General features: G+C 42.5%; 16 protein-coding genes. 1 reads left to right on the top strand and 15 read right to left on the bottom strand.

What is annotated here, in order from left to right:
- Positions 1 to 190: 190 nt before the first annotated feature.
- The 11 genes from Aba26S_RS14725 to Aba26S_RS14675 all read right to left on the bottom strand — a co-directional run bounded on the left by Aba26S_RS14725 (position 191) and on the right by Aba26S_RS14675 (position 13401).
- Entirely contained in the window at positions 191 to 877 is a 687-nt protein-coding gene (locus Aba26S_RS14725) for a membrane integrity-associated transporter subunit PqiC (protein ID WP_005238884.1), read from the bottom strand.
- Positions 874 to 2529 (bottom strand): MlaD family protein, encoded by a 1656-nt coding sequence (locus tag Aba26S_RS14720; RefSeq protein ID WP_043973006.1) that lies wholly within the window; start codon positions 2527 to 2529, stop codon positions 874 to 876. Before Aba26S_RS14720 ends, Aba26S_RS14725 begins: the two co-directional genes overlap by 4 nt.
- Positions 2530 to 2570: 41 nt before the next feature.
- Positions 2571 to 3350 (bottom strand): paraquat-inducible protein A, encoded by a 780-nt coding sequence (locus tag Aba26S_RS14715; protein WP_043973003.1) that lies wholly within the window; start codon positions 3348 to 3350, stop codon positions 2571 to 2573.
- Entirely contained in the window at positions 3347 to 3997 is a 651-nt protein-coding gene (locus Aba26S_RS14710; RefSeq protein WP_005238887.1) for a paraquat-inducible protein A, read from the bottom strand. The genes Aba26S_RS14715 and Aba26S_RS14710 overlap by 4 nt, the downstream gene beginning before the upstream one ends.
- Positions 3998 to 4263: 266 nt before the next feature.
- A complete protein-coding gene (locus tag Aba26S_RS14705) occupies positions 4264 to 5754 on the bottom strand; it encodes an amino acid permease (protein ID WP_043973001.1) in 1491 nt (496 codons plus the stop codon).
- A gap of 172 nt (positions 5755 to 5926) precedes the next feature.
- Complete coding sequence (astE, locus tag Aba26S_RS14700; RefSeq protein WP_043972999.1) at positions 5927 to 6901, bottom strand: succinylglutamate desuccinylase; 975 nt, start codon at positions 6899 to 6901, stop codon at positions 5927 to 5929.
- A 34-nt stretch (positions 6902 to 6935) separates the two neighbouring features.
- A complete protein-coding gene (astB, locus tag Aba26S_RS14695) occupies positions 6936 to 8276 on the bottom strand; it encodes an N-succinylarginine dihydrolase (RefSeq protein WP_043972997.1) in 1341 nt (446 codons plus the stop codon).
- 32 nt (positions 8277 to 8308) lie between these two features.
- Positions 8309 to 9778 carry a succinylglutamate-semialdehyde dehydrogenase gene (gene astD / locus Aba26S_RS14690; protein WP_043972995.1) on the bottom strand — a complete coding sequence of 490 codons (1470 nt, stop codon included), beginning with the start codon at positions 9776 to 9778 and terminating at the stop codon, positions 8309 to 8311.
- Complete coding sequence (gene astA / locus Aba26S_RS14685) at positions 9778 to 10821, bottom strand: arginine N-succinyltransferase (RefSeq protein ID WP_005238899.1); 1044 nt, start codon at positions 10819 to 10821, stop codon at positions 9778 to 9780. Before astA ends, astD begins: the two co-directional genes overlap by 1 nt.
- A 21-nt stretch (positions 10822 to 10842) precedes the next feature.
- A complete protein-coding gene (locus tag Aba26S_RS14680) occupies positions 10843 to 12048 on the bottom strand; it encodes an aspartate aminotransferase family protein (protein WP_043972994.1) in 1206 nt (401 codons plus the stop codon).
- 78 nt (positions 12049 to 12126) lie between these two features.
- Positions 12127 to 13401 (bottom strand): Glu/Leu/Phe/Val dehydrogenase, encoded by a 1275-nt coding sequence (locus Aba26S_RS14675; RefSeq protein WP_026040178.1) that lies wholly within the window; start codon positions 13399 to 13401, stop codon positions 12127 to 12129.
- Between the two features lie 224 nt (positions 13402 to 13625).
- Between Aba26S_RS14675 and Aba26S_RS14670 the strand changes: the two genes are divergently transcribed.
- Positions 13626 to 14048 carry an Lrp/AsnC family transcriptional regulator gene (locus Aba26S_RS14670; RefSeq protein ID WP_005238904.1) on the top strand — a complete coding sequence of 141 codons (423 nt, stop codon included), beginning with the start codon at positions 13626 to 13628 and terminating at the stop codon, positions 14046 to 14048.
- Positions 14049 to 14094: 46 nt separating this feature from the next.
- Here the strand turns inward: Aba26S_RS14670 and Aba26S_RS14665 are convergent, their stop codons facing one another.
- The 4 genes from Aba26S_RS14665 to Aba26S_RS14650 all read right to left on the bottom strand — a co-directional run bounded on the left by Aba26S_RS14665 (position 14095) and on the right by Aba26S_RS14650 (position 19675).
- Complete coding sequence (locus tag Aba26S_RS14665; RefSeq protein WP_005238906.1) at positions 14095 to 15795, bottom strand: NAD-dependent malic enzyme; 1701 nt, start codon at positions 15793 to 15795, stop codon at positions 14095 to 14097.
- 736 nt (positions 15796 to 16531) lie between these two features.
- Positions 16532 to 16918 carry a carboxymuconolactone decarboxylase family protein gene (locus tag Aba26S_RS14660; RefSeq protein WP_004771163.1) on the bottom strand — a complete coding sequence of 129 codons (387 nt, stop codon included), beginning with the start codon at positions 16916 to 16918 and terminating at the stop codon, positions 16532 to 16534.
- Positions 16915 to 18372 (bottom strand): NAD-dependent succinate-semialdehyde dehydrogenase, encoded by a 1458-nt coding sequence (locus Aba26S_RS14655; protein ID WP_005238907.1) that lies wholly within the window; start codon positions 18370 to 18372, stop codon positions 16915 to 16917. Before Aba26S_RS14655 ends, Aba26S_RS14660 begins: the two co-directional genes overlap by 4 nt.
- A gap of 133 nt (positions 18373 to 18505) precedes the next feature.
- Entirely contained in the window at positions 18506 to 19675 is a 1170-nt protein-coding gene (locus Aba26S_RS14650) for a hypothetical protein (protein ID WP_043972987.1), read from the bottom strand.
- Positions 19676 to 19678: the final 3 nt, after the last annotated feature.

Raw genomic sequence — 19678 nt, 5'->3', positions numbered from 1 at the left:
GCGCTCATCACACATTGATTCATTGTTATACTCTCTTTAATGCTCTGATTTAGCTAAAAGCGAATAGATTCTTCGTATGAGCTGTAACTTAAAGAGAACAACTTAAAACAATATTAAAGCACTAGATGGATATAAAGATTAAAACGTTAAGTGAACATCTATGCTCCATTTCCACCATATTTCATCTAGATTATGAACAAATCACCCCATTGATGTTGGTTTGAGTTTTCGAATCCGAGGCCATAATTGACAGTGCAATGGCGTCAACAACTCTGCTCAATGATCCACTAGCTGCACTCACAATATTCTGCATTGAATCATTATGATCCTGTATCGGTTGACTAAAGCTCATCCGACACGCCAACTGCTGATTTTGATTTGAATTTTGATCCAAAGTGATATTGGGATCATTACGTTTAATAATCCAAGCCACAGCGACCTCTACATTTTTCTTGGTAGCATCAGCAGTGACAACATCAAAATGGGAAAAATCAGTCGCAACCCGATAAGACACTTTACCGCCTGCCATACCGCTATTATAACGATCGACCGCGCCAAGCTTTTGCTGCAAACCGGCTGACAAATTGTCTCTTAACTCCGCACCCAACGTTGAGGTCCAGCGCTCGTTCTCTAAAATTCGTGATTTACCCGCAGCATCCTGCACTACGATCGGCGCACGATTGATACGATCAGGCAAACCAACAGGCAGAACCTCGATCACACGCACCTTCGAATTTGCCAAAGGTGAGACTTTGCTTGCCAAGGTATAATAATTTGGCGTAGGCGTACTTGAACATGCAGCCAACAATAAAGCCATGGACAAGAGACTGATTTTCGATGAAACCATCAATAGTGGTTTGACTGTGCTGTTGATCATTTCTTGTCTGCCTCTGTTTTTTTACCACGAATCAATGATTCAGGATGCTGTTCAATATAATCCGCCATTAATTGCAAGGATGCGGCTGCTCTGGTCATTTGTTGTAAAGCTTTACGCACATCCTGTTGCATCGGCGCGTCACTAGATAAAATCGACTCACTAGATTGCATGGTTTTACGCACATCATTCAGTGTCGCTTGCAAGCCCGGTGCAACTTTGCCATCCAACTGTTTCACCAACTTGTCGGTTGACTCAATGGTGGTATTCATATTCTTAAGTGTCTTACGAACATCCTGCCCAATCTCTTCGAGTGGGAACTTACTGACTTTATCGGCAATTTGTGAAACTTGCGCCTGTAAACCGCTCAACTCTGTTGCAGTAGTTGGCACTTCGGCACGTCCATCTGCATGCATAATTAAAGATGCAGCTTTAGCTTTTGGAAACTTATCAAAAGCAATATAGTTCTGGCCTGTTAATAAATTACCCGTCCGCATCTGCGCGCGCCAGCCTTTTTCAATGAAGTATTTAAAAATTTCACCATCTGGATCCAGCTCTTTACCGTGGGCCAAACGCGATGGATAAATCACTGCATCCACGCGCATTCTTAAATGCGTATAAGACTGATCAAACTCAACATTGATTGATTTGACATTACCAATCTCAATCCCCATAAAGTCAATCGGTGCGCCAGCCGTTAAGCCGCGTAGCGAATGATCAAAGTACATAATAATTGGACGTGGTTTACCATCTGGTTCTTTCATTGCCTCTTTGCGGGAATCAGACAAAGTAAAATAGCTGTTGTCAGGTGCGATAACTCCTGCCGAATTTTCTGGATAACCAAATGCAATCCCACCAGCCACAATACTGGCAAGCGATTGGGTATCTAAATTAAATCCAGATGCATTTAAAGTCACATCGACACCGCTGGCCTGCCAGAAACGGGCATCCGTTGTCACAAATTTATCGTAGGGCGATTGAATAAAAGTTTGCAATTCCACACTTTTACCATCTGCCGCTAATTTATAAGCCGTAATCTGCCCGACATTAATTCGACGATAATAAATCGGTGCACCAATATCCAATGAACCTAAATCTTGTGCTTTGAGGAAAAAAACTTTACCAGGGATATCCGAAGACACCACAGGTGGTACTTCCAGCCCTGTAAAATTCTCTTGTTTTTGCTCTGCTTTTCCACCATCGACTTCAATATAGGCCCCAGACAATAAAGTATCGATACCCGAAATCCCACCAGTTCCTACTCTGGGTCTCACCACCCAGAAGCGTGAATCTTTGGCTGCAAAATTACTGGCATCTTTGCGTAGTTCGATTTTGGCAATAACATGTGAACGATCATCTGAAAGATCAATCTGGCGAACCAAACCAATATCGACCTGTTTATAACGCACAGTGGTTTTACCCGCAACTAAGCCCTCTGCGGTACGGAAAGACACTTCAATGGTTGGACCTGTATCGAGGACAGCTTTGGCCGCCAGTGAAATCCCAATTAAAAGCGCAACAAAGGGAACCAGCCAAATCAATGCAGGTCGCCAACGCCCTTTCTTTTTTTCTGGCTCGGCAAATACTGCATCGTTCTGAGTTAACTCGATTGAGTTCTCTTCAGTATTTTGGCTATTGTGTGTATTTTCTGACATAGTGATCATTCTTTTATTGGTCAAAAATAGGACAATTCATCTTAACTTTTCAATGGATGAACAACGCTTGCTTTTAACTGCTTGGGTATCTGGCTGTCCATCTGCTGCGCCTTGAAATAATTGTCCCAAATAATTCTGGGGTCGAAACTGAGAGAAGCAAGCATGGTTAATACTACAACGGCACCAAAGGCGACTGCACCGGGTCCTGCCAAAATAGTGGCCAGTGACTGAATTTGAATCAATGCAGTCAGCAATGCAACCACAAAAACATCGATCATAGACCACCGTCCAATAAACTCAACAATACGGTACATCAGTGCACATTGTTCAGGGGTAAAATGCCATTTGGAGGAGGATTGCATATATACCGAAACCAATAAAAAAATCAGAATCAGTAATTTTAAAATCGGAATAAAGATACTGGCCATAAAAATCACCGCAGCGACCAAATAATCACTATTTTGCCAAAAATAAATCACGCCACTGATAATAGTATCTTGCTGACGGCCCAATAAAGAATCGGTAACGGTCATCGGAAGAACATTGGCAGGGATATATAAAATCGCAGCAGCAACCACCAAGGCAAACGTACGGTTTAAACTTTCTGGCTTGCGTGAATGCAACACACTTTTACATCGGGTGCAGTGTGCATGCCCATGTTGATTGGCATGAGCATCAACTTGGTTAAGTAATCCACAACAATGGCATTGAACTAGACCGATATCTTTTGCCCGAATATAGTTTTTAACCTGCAAATCAACATCTGAAAGCTGTTCTACAATTGAAAAGGTTTCGGAGTTCTGATCTTGGTCCTGCTTCATCCCAAACTCCTATCCACTTCATTCCAGAGATCTTTAATCTTAAGTGAGGCAATATAGACCAAAAGTACGCTGAGCAAGGTAAAGGCCCAGAGTGCAATGCCTGGAATAACTGTCACCATTCCTACCAGTTTAACCAATGTTACCAGTACACCGATTAAAAACACTTCCACCATTCCCCATGTCCGAAACAGGAACAATATACGCAGTGCAGGAATTAAATATGCAGGTCTACGTTTCCAGAAACTAATACAAGCAAGAACATAGCTGAGTAATAACAATTCAATCAAAGGCACAATAAAGGTGGTAATTAGAATCAGCACACCGACCAAGGCACGATCAATATGAAACATGGTCCATGCTGCACCCATTAAGGTGGTTTGTGAGGTATTGCCTTGCAACTCAACAATCACAATGGGAAAGCTGTTCGCAATCACAAAAACAATCAATGCAGTTAATACCAAGGCCAGCAAAGACGAAAATGAACGGCTTCTTCGATACAACTCTGCCCCACAACAGGTGCAGTAAGCTCGCTCATTGGGTAAAAGATCAATCTTACGGTAAATTGCATCGCATTCTTCACAAGCTGCTAATTCACTTAAGATGACTTTTTGGCCTATTGCTAAAGGCTGATTATTTTTATTCGCCATGCAGTCATGCCCATTTCAAAGACTCGCTATGATTAAAAAAACCGACTTAAGTTCTGTTATACCGCTTATTTTTGTAATCACAACGCATCATGGTCATTCTTACACAATATATAAACAAATTATCTAAATCAATTCAATGATCTAATCACACAAGTTTACTGATGAATACGGTATTGTGCATCCCTACGTACAATAAAAAAAAACGAATAAAATTGCACAACTACCGCAATCTTACTCGTCTAGTCTTTTTTAAATAATATTATGATTTAACTAATTTTTTCTTTATAAAACATATAGTAGCTTGCATAGCACGCGATAATGAACAAAATACAACAGATAAAGCCAACCTGCATCGATGGGTCTGTGACCATACTAATACAGGTAATCACACAAAATAGGCCACCTAAAATCGGTGTTAATGGAAATAATGGCGCAGCAAACTTAAGATCTTTCACTGTTTTGCCTGATTTAATCCATTGTCTGCGAAAATTAAACTGGCATACACAAATCGAAATCCACACCACTACCATCGTAAAGGCAGCAACCCCCAATAAATTCTTGAAAATTGTTTCAGGTGCAAAATGTTCCGATAACAGACCTGGAATTGCCCCAAACATGGTCACAATAATCGCAACAATTGGTGTTCCGGAGCGGGTTAATTTGGAGAAAACTTTCGGTAACTGATTCTTTGCCGAGAGTGACCACATCATACGTGATGCAGCAAATAAACCCGAGTTCGCTGCGGATAAAAGTGCAGTAATAATAACAAAACGGATGATATCTTCTGCATATGCGATGCCAATATAATTAAATACCGTAACGAATGGACTATTACTCACGCTATTTGAATTAAGGCCCGCCAGTTCAAAAGGAAGGAGTGCGCAGATCACCACAATGGTACCGACAAAGAAAATCAATAAGCGCCAAATTGCAGCATTGATTGCCTTGGGTACCGTTTTTGCTGGCTCTTCTGCCTCACCTGCTGCAACCCCAATCAATTCAGTTCCCGAAAAGGCAAAATTTACAATCAACATTGTTGCAAAAATTGGAAAAATACCATGGGGAAACCAGCCGTGTTCAGTGAGCTTACTAAATAATGGTGCAGACTCATGCCCATGATAAGAAATAAAGCCAAAGATCGCAGCTAAGCCTAAACCAATAAAACAGATAATGGTCAGCACTTTAACCAAGGATAACCAGAATTCAGACTCAGCAAATAATCGAGTAGAACTGACATTCAAACTAAAGACCAACCCAGCAAACAGCAAAGTCCATGTCCACATCGAAACGGAAGGAAACCACTCCTGCATCAGCAATGCCGCAGCGGTAAATTCAGTCCCTAAAGTTGCGGTCCAAGTCAACCAATATAACCAAGTAATCATATAGCCTGTGCCTGGTCCAATATATGTTCTGGCATACTCACCAAATGAACCAGAAACAGGCATATGTACAGCCAATTCACCCAAACATAACATGACCATATAGGCGATTACGCCACCCAGAAAATAGGAAATAATTGCACCAACGGGACCCGCCTGAGAAATGACATCACCAGAACCTAGAAACAATCCGGTTCCGATTGCTCCACCCAATGAAATCATGACCAAATGACGTTTGGTCATGGCACGTTTTAAGGGTTTTCCAGCCTCGATCTCGGCACTAGAAAAGCCCGATGCGCTGGTTACCTCTTGCTGCGGTACATATGACCCACTCAGGATTTCTCCTGATGAAAATGTCTTTTCATTATTGTTACTCATACACGGTCACTCCAAGTGTATATATGACAACCTATCCTTGCTATTTCACTTTCATAAAAAAATGAATATCTAAACGATCTTATTTGACGCGTTTTGTTTTACTGAACATCCATATTCAAACTCCATTTATGTCGATTTCCTGTTGACATCTACGCAGTGACCCTGCCGAGATTTATACCATTTCTGTTAAAATTAAGCCTGCCCGAAGCCCTACCTTTACCTTCGGATTAGGAAATAAGATCCAGACTTGCTGATCGTGTACCACATAATCACCTGCCTGTTGAGTTGCAATTACCTGATCTTTCTGAAAAGACGAGAAGTTTGGTGCATCGGCACCGAGTTGCAACTGAAAATCGTCACTTTGCTTTAAAATTGAATCCACGACTTTAAATTGGTGAATCGCGTCTTTTTGCCGAACAGGTAATGCTTGATCTGACAACACAGCACGCAACATCTGATCAGTACTGGAAAATTCAGATAGATCATTGGCACCAAAGGGTTTCGCTTTACCTAATTCCAAAGTACTACTCGCAGCCTGAAAACGTTCAGCAGTAAAATGAGTAAAAGTTTTACCCGCCGCATTGTGATAGACCAATGCATCCAAATCAGCGGCATTCAGACTTTGAATCAAAAAATCATCATAAGGATGTGTTTGGTAAGGAAATAAGGCAAATACTGGCAATAACGATGTACGAATCGCGGTATGCAAATCATAATGATAGCGCTGACTCGCTGGACTGCTCTGCTGAAAAAACTGTGCTGTGACTTGCTCTAAATGTGCTGCTCGTTCAGTTTCCTGATCCTGAATTAAATGCTGATATGCACCACAGAACATGCGGTTCATATCATTCTCTAAATAACGTACCCCATGACGGATTGCTTCAGGATTACCCAAAACGAAAAGTACCTGCACTGCAAGTACTAAACGCTCAGCAAATAAGTCATGAATGATCTGATCCAATAGCTCGATGGGTGCAGTTTCATTGCCATGAATGCCTGCCGAAAGTACGATGGTTTTGCCATAGCCAGTCTTGGGTGTACATTGCAATAGCCCTTCACCTAGCCACTGCCATGTAAATCCTGCTATTTCACCTTGCATCTGCACTGGTATTTGCTGCGCGAGTGTCAACGCCAATAGATCAACCATGTACTTTCATCCTTAAAAGCTGTTATTGAAGGTTTTATCTCTGGAAGTGATAAACCGAACCTAATGCCAAAATTTTTGTGAGCTCATCCAGTGCCGTACGGCTCTCAATCAATAAACTTGGATCAGCCAGATCATCCTGCGTTAATTCATCACGATAATGCTGATCCACCCACTGATTTAAGGTTTTGAACAAAGCATCATTCATAAACAAGTTCGGATTTACGGCATTCAGTTCAGCTTCATTCACAGCAACCCGCAATCTCAAACATGCTGGTCCACCGCCATTACGCATACTTTCACGCAAATCAAACACCTTAATGTCATCAATTGGCGTTCCCATTTGAATCATGTCAGTCAAATAGCTCCATACGGCTTGGTTTTGACGTGATTCTTCTGGTACCACAATGCTCATGCCACCATCAGCACGCGTTAAAATCTGGCTATTAAATAGATACGTTGAAACCGCATCTTCTACCGTCACACGATTGTCTGGTACTTCAATCGAAATAAACTCTTGCTCGATCCCCGTCATTTTTCTACGGATGTCATCCAAGGCCGCAGCCTGATTCAAAAATGCCTGTTGATGATGGAATAACACCTGCTGATTACTCACGGCGATCACGTCGTTATGAAATACACCTTGATCAATCACATCTGGATTCTGCTGTATGAACACTGTGCGTTTCGCATCTAAACGATGTAAACGTGCAATTGCTTCACTTGCCTCACGGGTTTGACGCGCAGGAAATTTCTGCGGTGCAACCGTTCCACCCAGTTGCTGTTGTCCATAGACAAAAACCTGTACACCTGCCTGATCGTATGCGCCACCAAGACGGTTATGATTGGCTGCACCTTCATCCCCAAATAAAGCTGCTTCTGGCAAGGCTTCATGGTGCGCGAAATATACATCATTATTGAACATGGCTTGAAGAATACGGGTGGTCGTATGATGCTCAATTGATCGATGAAACTTATTATTTAAGTTTGCCGCAGTAAAATGCATACGCCCATCAGCACTATCTGCCGATGGAGACACCGTACATGAGTTGGCGGTCCACATCGATGATGCTGAACTCAGTGATGACAATAAGGCTGGCGCAGTACGCATGGCTTGGGTAATGACATCAATATCACTGCCGGTAAAGCCCAAACGGCGCAGCGTTGGCACATGTGGGCGTTCTTGTGGTGCAAATACCCCTTGCTTGAGACCTAAATCCGCAAGCGCCTTCATTTTTTTCAAGCCTTGTTTTGCGGCTAATTTCGGATTTGATGCATTATTACGGTTTTTAGTCGATGCAACATTACCGAATGATAAGCCTGCATAATGGTGCGTCGGCCCAACCAAACCATCAAAATTGATTTCATAACCTGACATGTTCTTCTCCCTGTGTCCCGATACCCGCTGACTTACAGCACAATGCCCGGTGATAATTTTGAAGGTAAGCTAACGCCCTCACTTTCCAGTGATGCCATTGGCCACGCGCTATAATCTGCGGCATAGAAGGCACTGGCACGGTGGTTACCCGAAGCACCGACCCCACCAAAAGGTGCTGCACTTGAAGCACCTGTCAATGGCTTATTCCAGTTCACAATCCCCGCACGTGCCTCAATCAGTACACGCTCAAACAAATCACGGTCAGATGAAACCAAACCTACGGCCAAACCAAAACGGGTGTTATTGGCAATGTTTAAGGCCTCATCAAAATTGTGGTAACGATAAATTGTAGTAAGTGGTCCAAAGTATTCATCATCAGGAATGGCATTGACTTGCGTTACATCTAAAATGCCAGCAGTGAGTAATGAGCTGTCTGCTTGTGGACGTGTCATTTCTAACAGCGGTTTGGCACCCAGAGCAATCAATTTGCTTTGTGCCGCTAACATTTGTTCAGCCGCATGTGCAGAAATGACCCCACCCATAAACGGTTGTGGTTCAGCATTCCACGCCCCCACCACCAGATTTTTAGCCACATCCACAAAACGTTGAATGAAGGCATCTCCATTGGCACCTTGCTTGACAATAATACGGCGCGCACAAGTACAACGTTGCCCCGCAGAAACAAAAGCAGACTGGATTGCTAAGTTCACTACGGCATCAATATCACTGGCTTCATCAATAATCAGGGCATTATTACCGCCCATTTCCAAAGCAAGAATTTTTTCAGGCGCACCAGCCATTTGCTTATGCAAGTGATAACCCGTATTGGCACTACCGGTAAACAGTAAACCATCAATCTGTTCAGCGGCAGCCAATGCCTCTCCAGTACTACGTCCACCTTGTACAATATTCAGCACACCTTTTGGCAGACCTGCCTGTTGCCATAATTTTGCAGTTTCTTCAGCCGTCCAAGGTGTGAGTTCACTTGGCTTAAATACCACCGTATTACCTGCAATCAATGCAGGAACAATATGACCATTGGGCAAATGACCCGGAAAGTTATAAGGACCAAATACCGCAAGTACACCGTGTGGACGATGACGTAAAGAAGCAATCCCGTCTGGCATTTCAGTTTCACTAAAACCCGTACGTTGATGATAGGCGCGAATCGAAATCGCCACTTTACCAACCATCGATTGTACTTCAGTCAAAGTTTCCCAAAGCGGTTTACTGGTTTCCTGACTAATCACTTCAGCCAATTGGGTTTTATTCTGTTCAACTAAAGCAGCAAAACGTTCAATAATCGCAATACGATCTTCCAGTGCTAAGCGTGCCCATGCCGGGAAAGCCTGTCTTGCTGCATCACACGCCTGATTCACATCAGCTTGGCTTGCTTCATGTCCCACCCAAATTTGCTGATTGTTAACGGGGTTTGTTTTTTGAAATGCGGCTCCTTGTCCTTGGACCCAAGCACCATCAATCAATAATGTACCTTGTGACATTAGTTGTTCTCCATTTTTTCTAATGCTAAAACGCGCACTTCATCCTGTTCATTGACATTCAGAGCTTGAGCTTGTGCAACTGTTAATTGCAACGTATCGCTCTCGCTGACTTTGTTCATCATCAGCAACACGCAGTAATCTTTATATTGGTCGTTGGCAACCAAGTAATGTGTTTCTGTGGTTTCAACTTGCTCAACAATGCTGACTTTGAGCAAACGGCTTTCATTCACTGCCCGTAAATCGGCAGTATTGGCTTCCAAGGTTGGACCTGCATCAAAAATATCGACATAGCCTTGATATTTAAGACCTTCTGACATCAACACCTTTGCTGCTGGCAGGGTATGTGGATGTACTTCTGCAATCACCCGACGAGCCTCTAAGCTCAGCAAGTCTACGTAGACGGGAAATCTTGGCATCAGTTCCGCAATAAAGACTTTCTGTCCAGTTCCACTTAAATAATCCGCAGCCGCAAAATCCATATTAAAAAATAGGTTGCCTAACGAATCCCAAAATGGTGAATGCCCATTTTGATCAGAAAAGCCCCGCATTTCAGCAATCAGTCTTTCTTCAAAAAAACTACGGAATGCTGCAATAAACAGAAAACGAATTTTAGATAAAAACTTACCGTTCTGATTTTTGCGATATTCAGGGTCAAGGAACAAAGTACACAGTTCACTACAGCCCGTATGGTCATTACTTAAAAACAAGGTGTCAAAAGCCTTATATACATTTAAAGCTTTAGATGCATGCACCTGCTTTGCCACACGAAAGTTGTAAAAGGGCTCATTCAATCCAACAGCGACTTCAATTGCACTGACACCCACAATTTTGTGAATGCTGGTGTCTTCCAATACAAACAGATAACTTGCCTCACACTTTTCGGCTAAGCCATCCAAAGTGCGAGTGGTACGTGTAATACGTTCAGCCAAGATGTCTTTATTTGGGGGTAAGGAAGTCAGACCAATGCCAGACTCCCCCGCTCGTTGCGCTAAACGATAAATATCATCTAAGTCCCGATGCGCTGCATGTCGAACAATCATCATGGGCAGATGCTCACGGCAGACTTAGAGACGTGCTAATGCACGGGTAAAACGGTTTAGACCTTCATCAATATCCTGTTGTGGAATGATCAGTGAAGGAGTAAAACGAACCACATCGGCGCCCGCAACCAAAGCCAGTAATCCTTCTTCACCCGCCAGTGTAACGATATTTTTGGCTTTGCCTGCATGCTCATCTTTCAGCACACAGCCAATCAATAGACCTTGCCCACGAATTTCTTTGAACAATCCATATTCCGCATTGATTTTATTTAGGGCATCAATGAAATATTGATGACGTTGTTTAACGCCGTCTAAGACTTCAGGCGTATTGATCAATTCAAATACCGCACCTGCCACCGCACAAGCCAATGGGTTACCACCATAGGTGGTCCCGTGATCGCCTACTGCATACATGTTGGCATAGTGGTCTGTGGTGATCATTGCACCAATTGGAAAACCACCACCCAATGCTTTTGCCGTGGTTAAAATATCAGGCGTAACACCCGTGTTCATGTAGGCATATAAGGAACCTGTACGACCAACACCAGTTTGTACCTCATCAAAAATCAGTACCGCACCTTTTTCATCACAGAGTGCACGTAAACCTTTTAAGAACTCAATATTTGCAGGAAGAACACCGCCTTCACCTTGAATCGGTTCTACAATCACCGCACAGGTGTTGTCAGTAATTACGGCTTTCGCAGCTTCAAGATCATTAAAAGCAGTATGTTCAATGCCACCTGGTAAAGGTGCAAAATCTTGAGAATATTTTGGCTGACCGCCCGCTGTTACGGTAAATAAGGTACGACCATGAAAGGCATTTTTAAAGGCTACGATCTGGTTCTTATTTGCATTGCCACTGAGTAAACCCACTTTACGCGCCAGTTTTAATGCGGCTTCATTGGCTTCGGCACCAGAGTTACAGAAAAAGACCTTATCGGCAAAAGTGCTGTCGACCAATTGTTTCGCGAGGCGTAATACTGGTTCATTGGTATAACCATTGCCGATATGCCACAATTTTTGCGCTTGCTCAGTCAAGGCTTTTACTGCAACAGGATGTGCATGGCCTAAAGCATTTACCGCGATCCCACCTGCAAAATCAATATATTCTTTATCGTTTTGATCCCACAGACGTGAACCTTCGCCACGCACTAAAATGAAATTTGCCGGGGCAAAAACGGGAACCATCCACTCATTAAAGTTACTACGTGTAATTGCGACTTCGCTCATTTTATTTACTCACTTCCTGTTTAATCTTCAGGCTTGTTGAATGCTCAACAAGCCCTTTACTTTCATTTTTTGAATTGCTTAACCTGGGAAAATACCGCGCTCTTTGCGCGCTTTCAGAATACGCTCACAGGCCAAGATATATGCTGCTGTCCGCAAGCTACATTCTTTCTGTGCTGCAGTATTCCAGACATCAGCAATGGCTTGGATCATCAGTTTGTCTAGACGTTCATTGATCTCGTCTTCGCTCCAGAAGTAACTCGCCATATCTTGAACCCATTCAAAATAACTGACGGTTACACCACCTGCGTTACAGATCACATCAGGTACAACGGTAATGTCACGACTGACAAACACGTCATCGGCTTCTGGATAAGTTGGGCCGTTGGCGCCTTCAAGTACGATTTTGGCTTTTAGTTTTTGTGCGCGTTCAACGGTAATCTGACTTTCTAATGCTGCTGGAATCAGGATGTCCATCTCGACCGTCCAGAATTCCTCATCTGAAATCACGGTTGAATCTGCAAAGCCCTTCACTCCACCAGTTTCCACCACATGTTTTTGTAGTGCTTTTACATCCAGGCCTTCTGCATTAAAAATCGTGCCTGTGTGGTCTTGTACCGCAACAATTTTTGCACCTGCATGGCTAAACAAATAGGCTGCTTCATTGCCCACGTTACCAAAGCCTTGTACAGCGACTTTGCTGCCTTCAACAGGTAATTTAATACGTTCTGCAACTTGCATACCCGTTACAAATACACCGCGGCCTGTGGCACGAACGCGGCCAAGTGAACCACCTAAATGTACAGGTTTGCCTGTTACCACACCCGTGACGGTATGACCTTTAATACTTGAATAGGTATCCATCATCCAGCCCATGATGTTGGCATTGGTACCAACATCGGGTGCAGGAATATCAATTTGTGGACCAATAATTGGGCTGATTTCACTGGTAAAACGGCGGGTTAAACGTTCTAATTCACGTGGTGAAAGCTCTTTTGGATTCACGCGAATACCACCTTTAGCCCCACCGAATGGTAAATTAAGTACCGCGGTTTTAATGGTCATCCATGCAGACAATGCCATGACTTCGTTCAATTCAACATCTTGATGATAACGAATACCGCCTTTACCTGGACCACGTGATAAATTGTGTTGTACGCGATAACCTTCAAAATGACGGATTGAGCCATCATCCATTACGATTGGTACATCGACAATTAGGGTACGTTTTGGCGTTTTCAGTGTATTGACAAAGTTGCTGAGGTCGGCATCCAAATAAGGTGCCACTCGATCGACCTGAGTGAGAAAAGTTTGCCAAGCACTGCCATTTTGAGCCGCATATGATAAAGACATCATCTATTCCTTAATTAATCCATTGTCCCTGTTGTTCACAGATTCCCTTTGTTTCAGGGCATCCTACCCCATCCTCCTTGGTGTGCATTTTTGTTCTTTTCTGCAAAAGTAAAAATGCTTGGGGTGCTGTATAGTCATTATTATTAAGAATCAAATTGATTCACAAAATTTGTTATAATGATTAAAATGAATTATTTTTTATCACTTTGCTAATAGTAAATATCAAAATGAACAATATCGATCATATTATATTAGGATTACTCAAAGACAATGCACGGATGTCAATTACCGACTTAGCAGCAAAAACACGTGTGTCACGCGCCACAGTACAAAAGCGAATTGAATACATGGAGTCCACGGGTGTCATCACAGGTTATACAGTACGGTTCCGTCCAAATGCAGAGAAGAATATTATCCGGGCCTGGATGAATATTATGGTGGAAGGTACACGGGCTCAGGCTGTTATTCGGGAGTTGCGCCTAGAGTCCGCTGTGGAACGTCTACATACCACTAATGGCAAGTGGGATCTGCTGGTGGAACTCCAATCCGACAGCTTAGAGAATTTCGATAAAGCATTGGAACGAATCCGAAATATTTCAGGCATTTATAATAGTGAAACCAGCATTTTACTCTCCACCTACAAAACCTAAAAAAAGGGACTCTATTCAGAGTCCCTTTTTTGTATCAGCTCATGGCTTAATAACTGACACGGCGATAACTACGATATTCAGGTGTCCAGAAATTATCTTCAATCGCTTGTTTCAAGACATCATTGCTCAACGGTACTGCCAAGCCATCAGCCATGGCCGCTTTTGCTACTTTAAAAGCAATAAATTTTGACACTTGTTGAATATCATTGATATTCGGCAATAAGTCTGCTGCTGCATTTTTCAAACGTGGTGAACAATCGGCCAAGGCGGTACTTGCAGCCATCAACATCGAATCGCTGATATGAGTTGCGCCACATGCAATCACGCCTAAACCAATCCCTGGGAAAATATAGGAGTTATTGCATTGTGCAATGCTATATATCTTACCTTGGTAATAGACGGGTGCAAATGGACTGCCTGTTGCCACAATTGCAGCACCTTGGGTCCACTCGATAATATCTTTTGGCTGTGCTTCAACCTGTGAGGTCGGGTTCGACAAAGGCAACACAATCGGATGTTTATAGTATTTGGCTAAGGTTTTGATCACTTCTTCACTAAACAGGCCAGCCTGACCAGAAACACCAATCAAGATACTCGGTTTGGCATTTTTCACCACATCCAATAAAGCGACATTGTCACCGCTATATTCCCAAGTCGCAATTGCATCGACAGGTGTTGCCAGTTTTTGCTGGAAGTTGAGTAAATTCGGTTGCTGATCGGTCATCAATCCAAAACGATCCACCATAAAGATACGTGAACGTGCTTCGTGATCACTCAGACCTTCATCCATCATTTGTCTGACGATCTGTTCTGCAATCCCGCAACCTGCTGAACCTGCTCCGACAAAAGTAACGGTTTGGTCTTTCAATTGTTTGCCTTGCGCGCGCGATGCGGCAATCAAGGTCGCAACCGTCACTGCGGCAGTGCCCTGAATGTCATCATTGAAACAACAAATTTTATCGCGGTATTGAGTCAATAAAGGCATAGCATTGGTTTGTGCAAAATCTTCGAACTGAATCAACACATCTGGCCAGCGTTGACGCACTGCCGTAATAATTTGCTCAACAAATTCATAATATTGCTCGCCACGAATACGTGGCTGTTTCCAACCCATATAGATTGGGTCATCCAGCAATTCTTGGTTATTGGTTCCGACATCAATGGTAATCGGTAAGGTATAGGCAGGACTAATCCCCCCACATGCGGTATAGAGCGACAATTTACCAATTGGAATGCCCATGCCACCAATACCCTGATCGCCTAGACCTAAAATACGCTCACCATCGGTAATCACAATCACCTTAACGTTTTTCTTGTTGACGTTATGGATAATTTGATCGATGTATTGACGTTCTGGATAGGAAATAAAAATACCACGATGGCGACGGTAGATATCCGAAAAGCGCTGACAAGCTTCGCCAACGGTAGGCGTATAAATGATCGGCAGCATTTCATCTAAATGCTGACTCAATAAATTATAGAACAGCGTTTCATTGGTATCTTGAATATTTCGCAAATAAATATGCTTATTCAAGTCGCTATCGAATGAAAGGTACTGTTGATACGAACGCTGGGTCTGCTCTTCAATATTCTCAATATTGTATGGAACGAGGCCATGTAAGTTAAAATTCTCGCGTTCTTCTTCAGAAAATGCAGAGCCTTTATTTAGCAGAGGGAGTTCTAAAAGAGCATTTCCAGCATAGTGAATATATAAAGGTTTTTTGGTTTTACTCGGGTTCACAGACATACCTGACTCTTTAGACTCTCTCTCAAATGTACGAAAAATGGATTGGCTGAAGCACTTTAAAAAAGGCTTTGGCATGGGCAATAATTTACACCAATCCGAGCCCGAAGCCGAATAATCTGACAGTATGTAAAGTGATTCAACATTTAGTAAATAAATAGTAGTGCCTATTTTGGATCATTTTTTAACCTTCCATGCAACATTTTGAATTATTTTTGCAACATTGAGACTTAAATTGTAGTGAAATCGTTTGATACACGGTTTAACACAAATGAAAGCCTGACCCTCAGCCAGCATAGGCCATTTATCCAACTTACTGTTTTTGCTCTATCCTGCTTTGTTATTTGCCCGATTGTGTAATGAACAAAATGATAGATCGATCAATAAAACAAGATTCACAGCCATTAAACCCTCTAAAACACTACAAAATAGGACAATCTTTCTCAATCTCTTGCAAATAAGCCTCAATTTTATATGATTTTGAGTGAAAGCATTGCTCTCCCAATAACCTCCTTGTTTAACAGTGAGCAATGCCTTCACCCATAAAAATCAAACAAATGAAAGATGAAATGATGTGTCCAAATTACAACGGAAAATATTATCAATATATAAGCATTGATTAGAGGATTCTTCAATTTTGATCCTTATTGTCATTTGCTTGATAATTATAAAAATTATCACTATTTTGATACATACCCATCATCATTTGAATTTGAAGTATGTTCAATCAAGTAAACACCTAGTTATTTTCTTGTTCAAATTCCTGAATCGCTTCTTTTGCAATCCGGAAACTGTCTACCGCAGCTGGCACACCACAGTAAATTGCAACCTGTAACAGTACTTCACGGATTTTTTCTTTTGGCACACCATTTCGTAACGCACCTTTGACATGAAGTTTAAGTTCATGCGGACGATTGAGCGCTGAAATCATAGCCAGATTAATCATGCTGCGTTCTGGTTTACTTAATTCCTCACGCCCCCAGACGGCTCCCCAACAATATTCTGTGACTAATTCCTGTAAAGGTAAGTTAAAGTCATCCGCATTATTGATTGAATTATTGACGTAGCTTTCCCCAAGCACCTGTTTACGGATCGCTAAACCTTTTTCAAACTTTTCATTGCTCATGGATTCAATCCTCCAAATAAGGTGTATTTGATTTCAAGATAATCTTCGATGCCGTATTTTGAGCCTTCTCGGCCTAAACCTGAATGTTTAATCCCCCCAAAAGGAGCAACTTCATTGGAAATCAGGCCTTTATTAATTCCTACCATACCATATTCAAGTTGCTCGCTCATGCGCCATGCTCGTCCTAAATCCTTGGTATAACAATAAGCAGCTAGACCAAACTCCGTCGCATTCGCCATATCTAACGCCTGCTGTTCCGTTTCAAATTTAAAAACTGCGGCTAAAGGCCCAAAGGTTTCCTGAGTTGCAACATCCATTTTAGTTGTTGCATCGGCAATAATCGTCGGTTCATAAAAAAGCTCTCCCGCCTGATGACGCTTGCCTCCCGTAATTAAACGTCCTGCTTTGGCTAAAGCATCTGCAACATGTGCTTCAACTTTCTTCACGGCATTGGTATTAATTAAAGGGCCAATTTCATTTCCAGCTTCGAGTCCATTACCAATTGCAAAAGCATTCACTTTGGCACTTAATGCGGTAATGAAGCGTTCATAAATGCCATCCTGAACCAGAAAACGATTTACACAAACACAGGTTTGCCCAGCATTGCGATATTTAGCAATCAATGCCCCTTCAATCGCGGCATCCAGATCGGCATCATCAAACACAATAAACGGCGCATTGCCACCCAACTCGAGAGAGACTTTCTTCAAGGTCTGAGCTGAACGCTGGTAAAGTAATTTCCCCACAGGCGTGGAGCCAGTGAACGTGAACTTGCGTACATCATCACTTTCAAAAATCGCATCACCTATGGTCACGGCATCACCCGTGATGACACTAAAAATTTCTGCTGGAATACCGGCCTGAATAGCAAGATCAACCAAAGCCAAAGCCGTAAAAGGTGTTTCTGGAGCAGGTTTTACAATACAAGGACATCCTGCTGCCAAAGCAGGTGCAACTTTACGGGTAATCATAGCTGCTGGAAAATTCCACGGGGTAATCGCGGCAATGACACCTATCGGCTGCTTGCTCACAATAATACGTGCATCAGGATATGGGCTTGGAATAGTATCCCCATAGACTCGCTTTGCTTCCTCTGCAAACCATTCTACAAAGCTGGCCGCGTATAGGATTTCTCCTCTTGCCTCTGCTAAAGGTTTGCCCTGTTCACTGGTTAAAATAAATGCCAGCTCATCAGCATGTGCGACCATGAGATCAAACCATTTCTTTAAAATAATGGAACGATCTTTGGCTGTCTTATTTTTCCATGTTGCCCAATGCTTCACAGCAGCCTGAATTGCACGATCCGCTTCAGCTTTCCCCATATTCGGCACAGTACCAATCATTTCTTGTGTCGCAGGATTATAAATCTCTGAAGTTTGCTGGTTGTCAGCATCACACCACTGTCCAGCAATAAGCGCTTGTTGGTGGAATAATTGCATTTGTTGAAGTTGCATACACGTTATCCTGTATCGGCGTTGGAATAGGTCAACAGATGATGAAAAATCTGGAAACTATTCCATTTTGTATTATGGCATACCAAATAAATCTTGAAAAAAATTTTCGGTCGCCCGAATTTGATGACTCATCCTAAAAATAATAGAACAATGTCAGGTTTAATAATTTGTTCCACTTCCCATCATCCCCCCGCGCCAGTGAGCCTTGAGTACCACCAATAAAGGGATCATTTTTACTCATGATATATTCAGCAACCAAAGAAAGCTGTTTATGGTCGATTGCGACACCCAGAATATTACGGGTTGAATCTTGTGCACCAGCCTGATCTTTGTTGTAACGGCTATGCATGAAATAAGGCGTAATATTGCCAATCTGTTTGACATCTTTAAAGGCATAGCCAATATCAGCCGTATAATACGTTGCTTTGTTGGCAACATAATATTCGCTGTCGTATGAACCCATTAATGAAGCTGCAGAGTCAAATGAGTCTTTATTCGTGACATCATTTTTCCCACCCGTTAATGTGAGTCCCAGATTGCCATAATTAAATTTGCTAAATAATGCCCAGGCGTTACGTCTTCCTGTTTTAGACATCGTTTTATTTTCAATTTCCGAAGTCCAGTAAGAGCCGCCAACTTGGGTGCTTAAGCCAGTTAACCCTAAAGAGATATCTTGCGTTATACGCCCCACCCACATATTTTTTTCCTGTAGATCGCTTTTACTACTGTCATTTGAGCTCACATAATTGGCCGTATAGCGTCCAGAGTCTCGCGTACTTCCTTCGTAATGACCTGCATCTGTAGCAAAATAACCTACATCAAATTGAGTCGCGCTCGGTAATTCAAAGTGATAATTTAAACCAAGGTTATGCACATCTTCTAAACCTGCTGTGGTATTGATACTGCCATATAAGCTATTTCCCCAGAACCGTGCAGGCCCAAAAGGAATGGATTGCATACCCACCACCACTTGATCAGTCTGATTCAGATGATAGCCAACATAAGCATCAATCAAACTCGAAAAATCACATAAGGTATCGTACTGATAGCAACGATATTCAGCATGTCCAAATAACTGCCCACGTTCATAGTCCAGTTTTAACTGTGCTGCATCAAAACGTATTTTATGTTCAGATGCTGCTTCACCAAAATCCTTATCTTGATAATTGGCACGTACATAACCCGATATCGTCAACTTGCCTGCATCGGCTGTCGCGTCTCCAAAGCTGATCCCCGCATAACTTGACGAAATCATGCCCAGCAAAGCGGTGATTACAGCGAACTGCAAATCAATTTTTTTCATATT

Origin of the sequence: Acinetobacter sp. NBRC 110496 (genome assembly GCF_000876115.1) — a bacterium.
GTDB lineage: Bacteria > Pseudomonadota > Gammaproteobacteria > Pseudomonadales > Moraxellaceae > Acinetobacter.
This window is presented reverse-complemented; position numbering and strand designations above follow the sequence as displayed.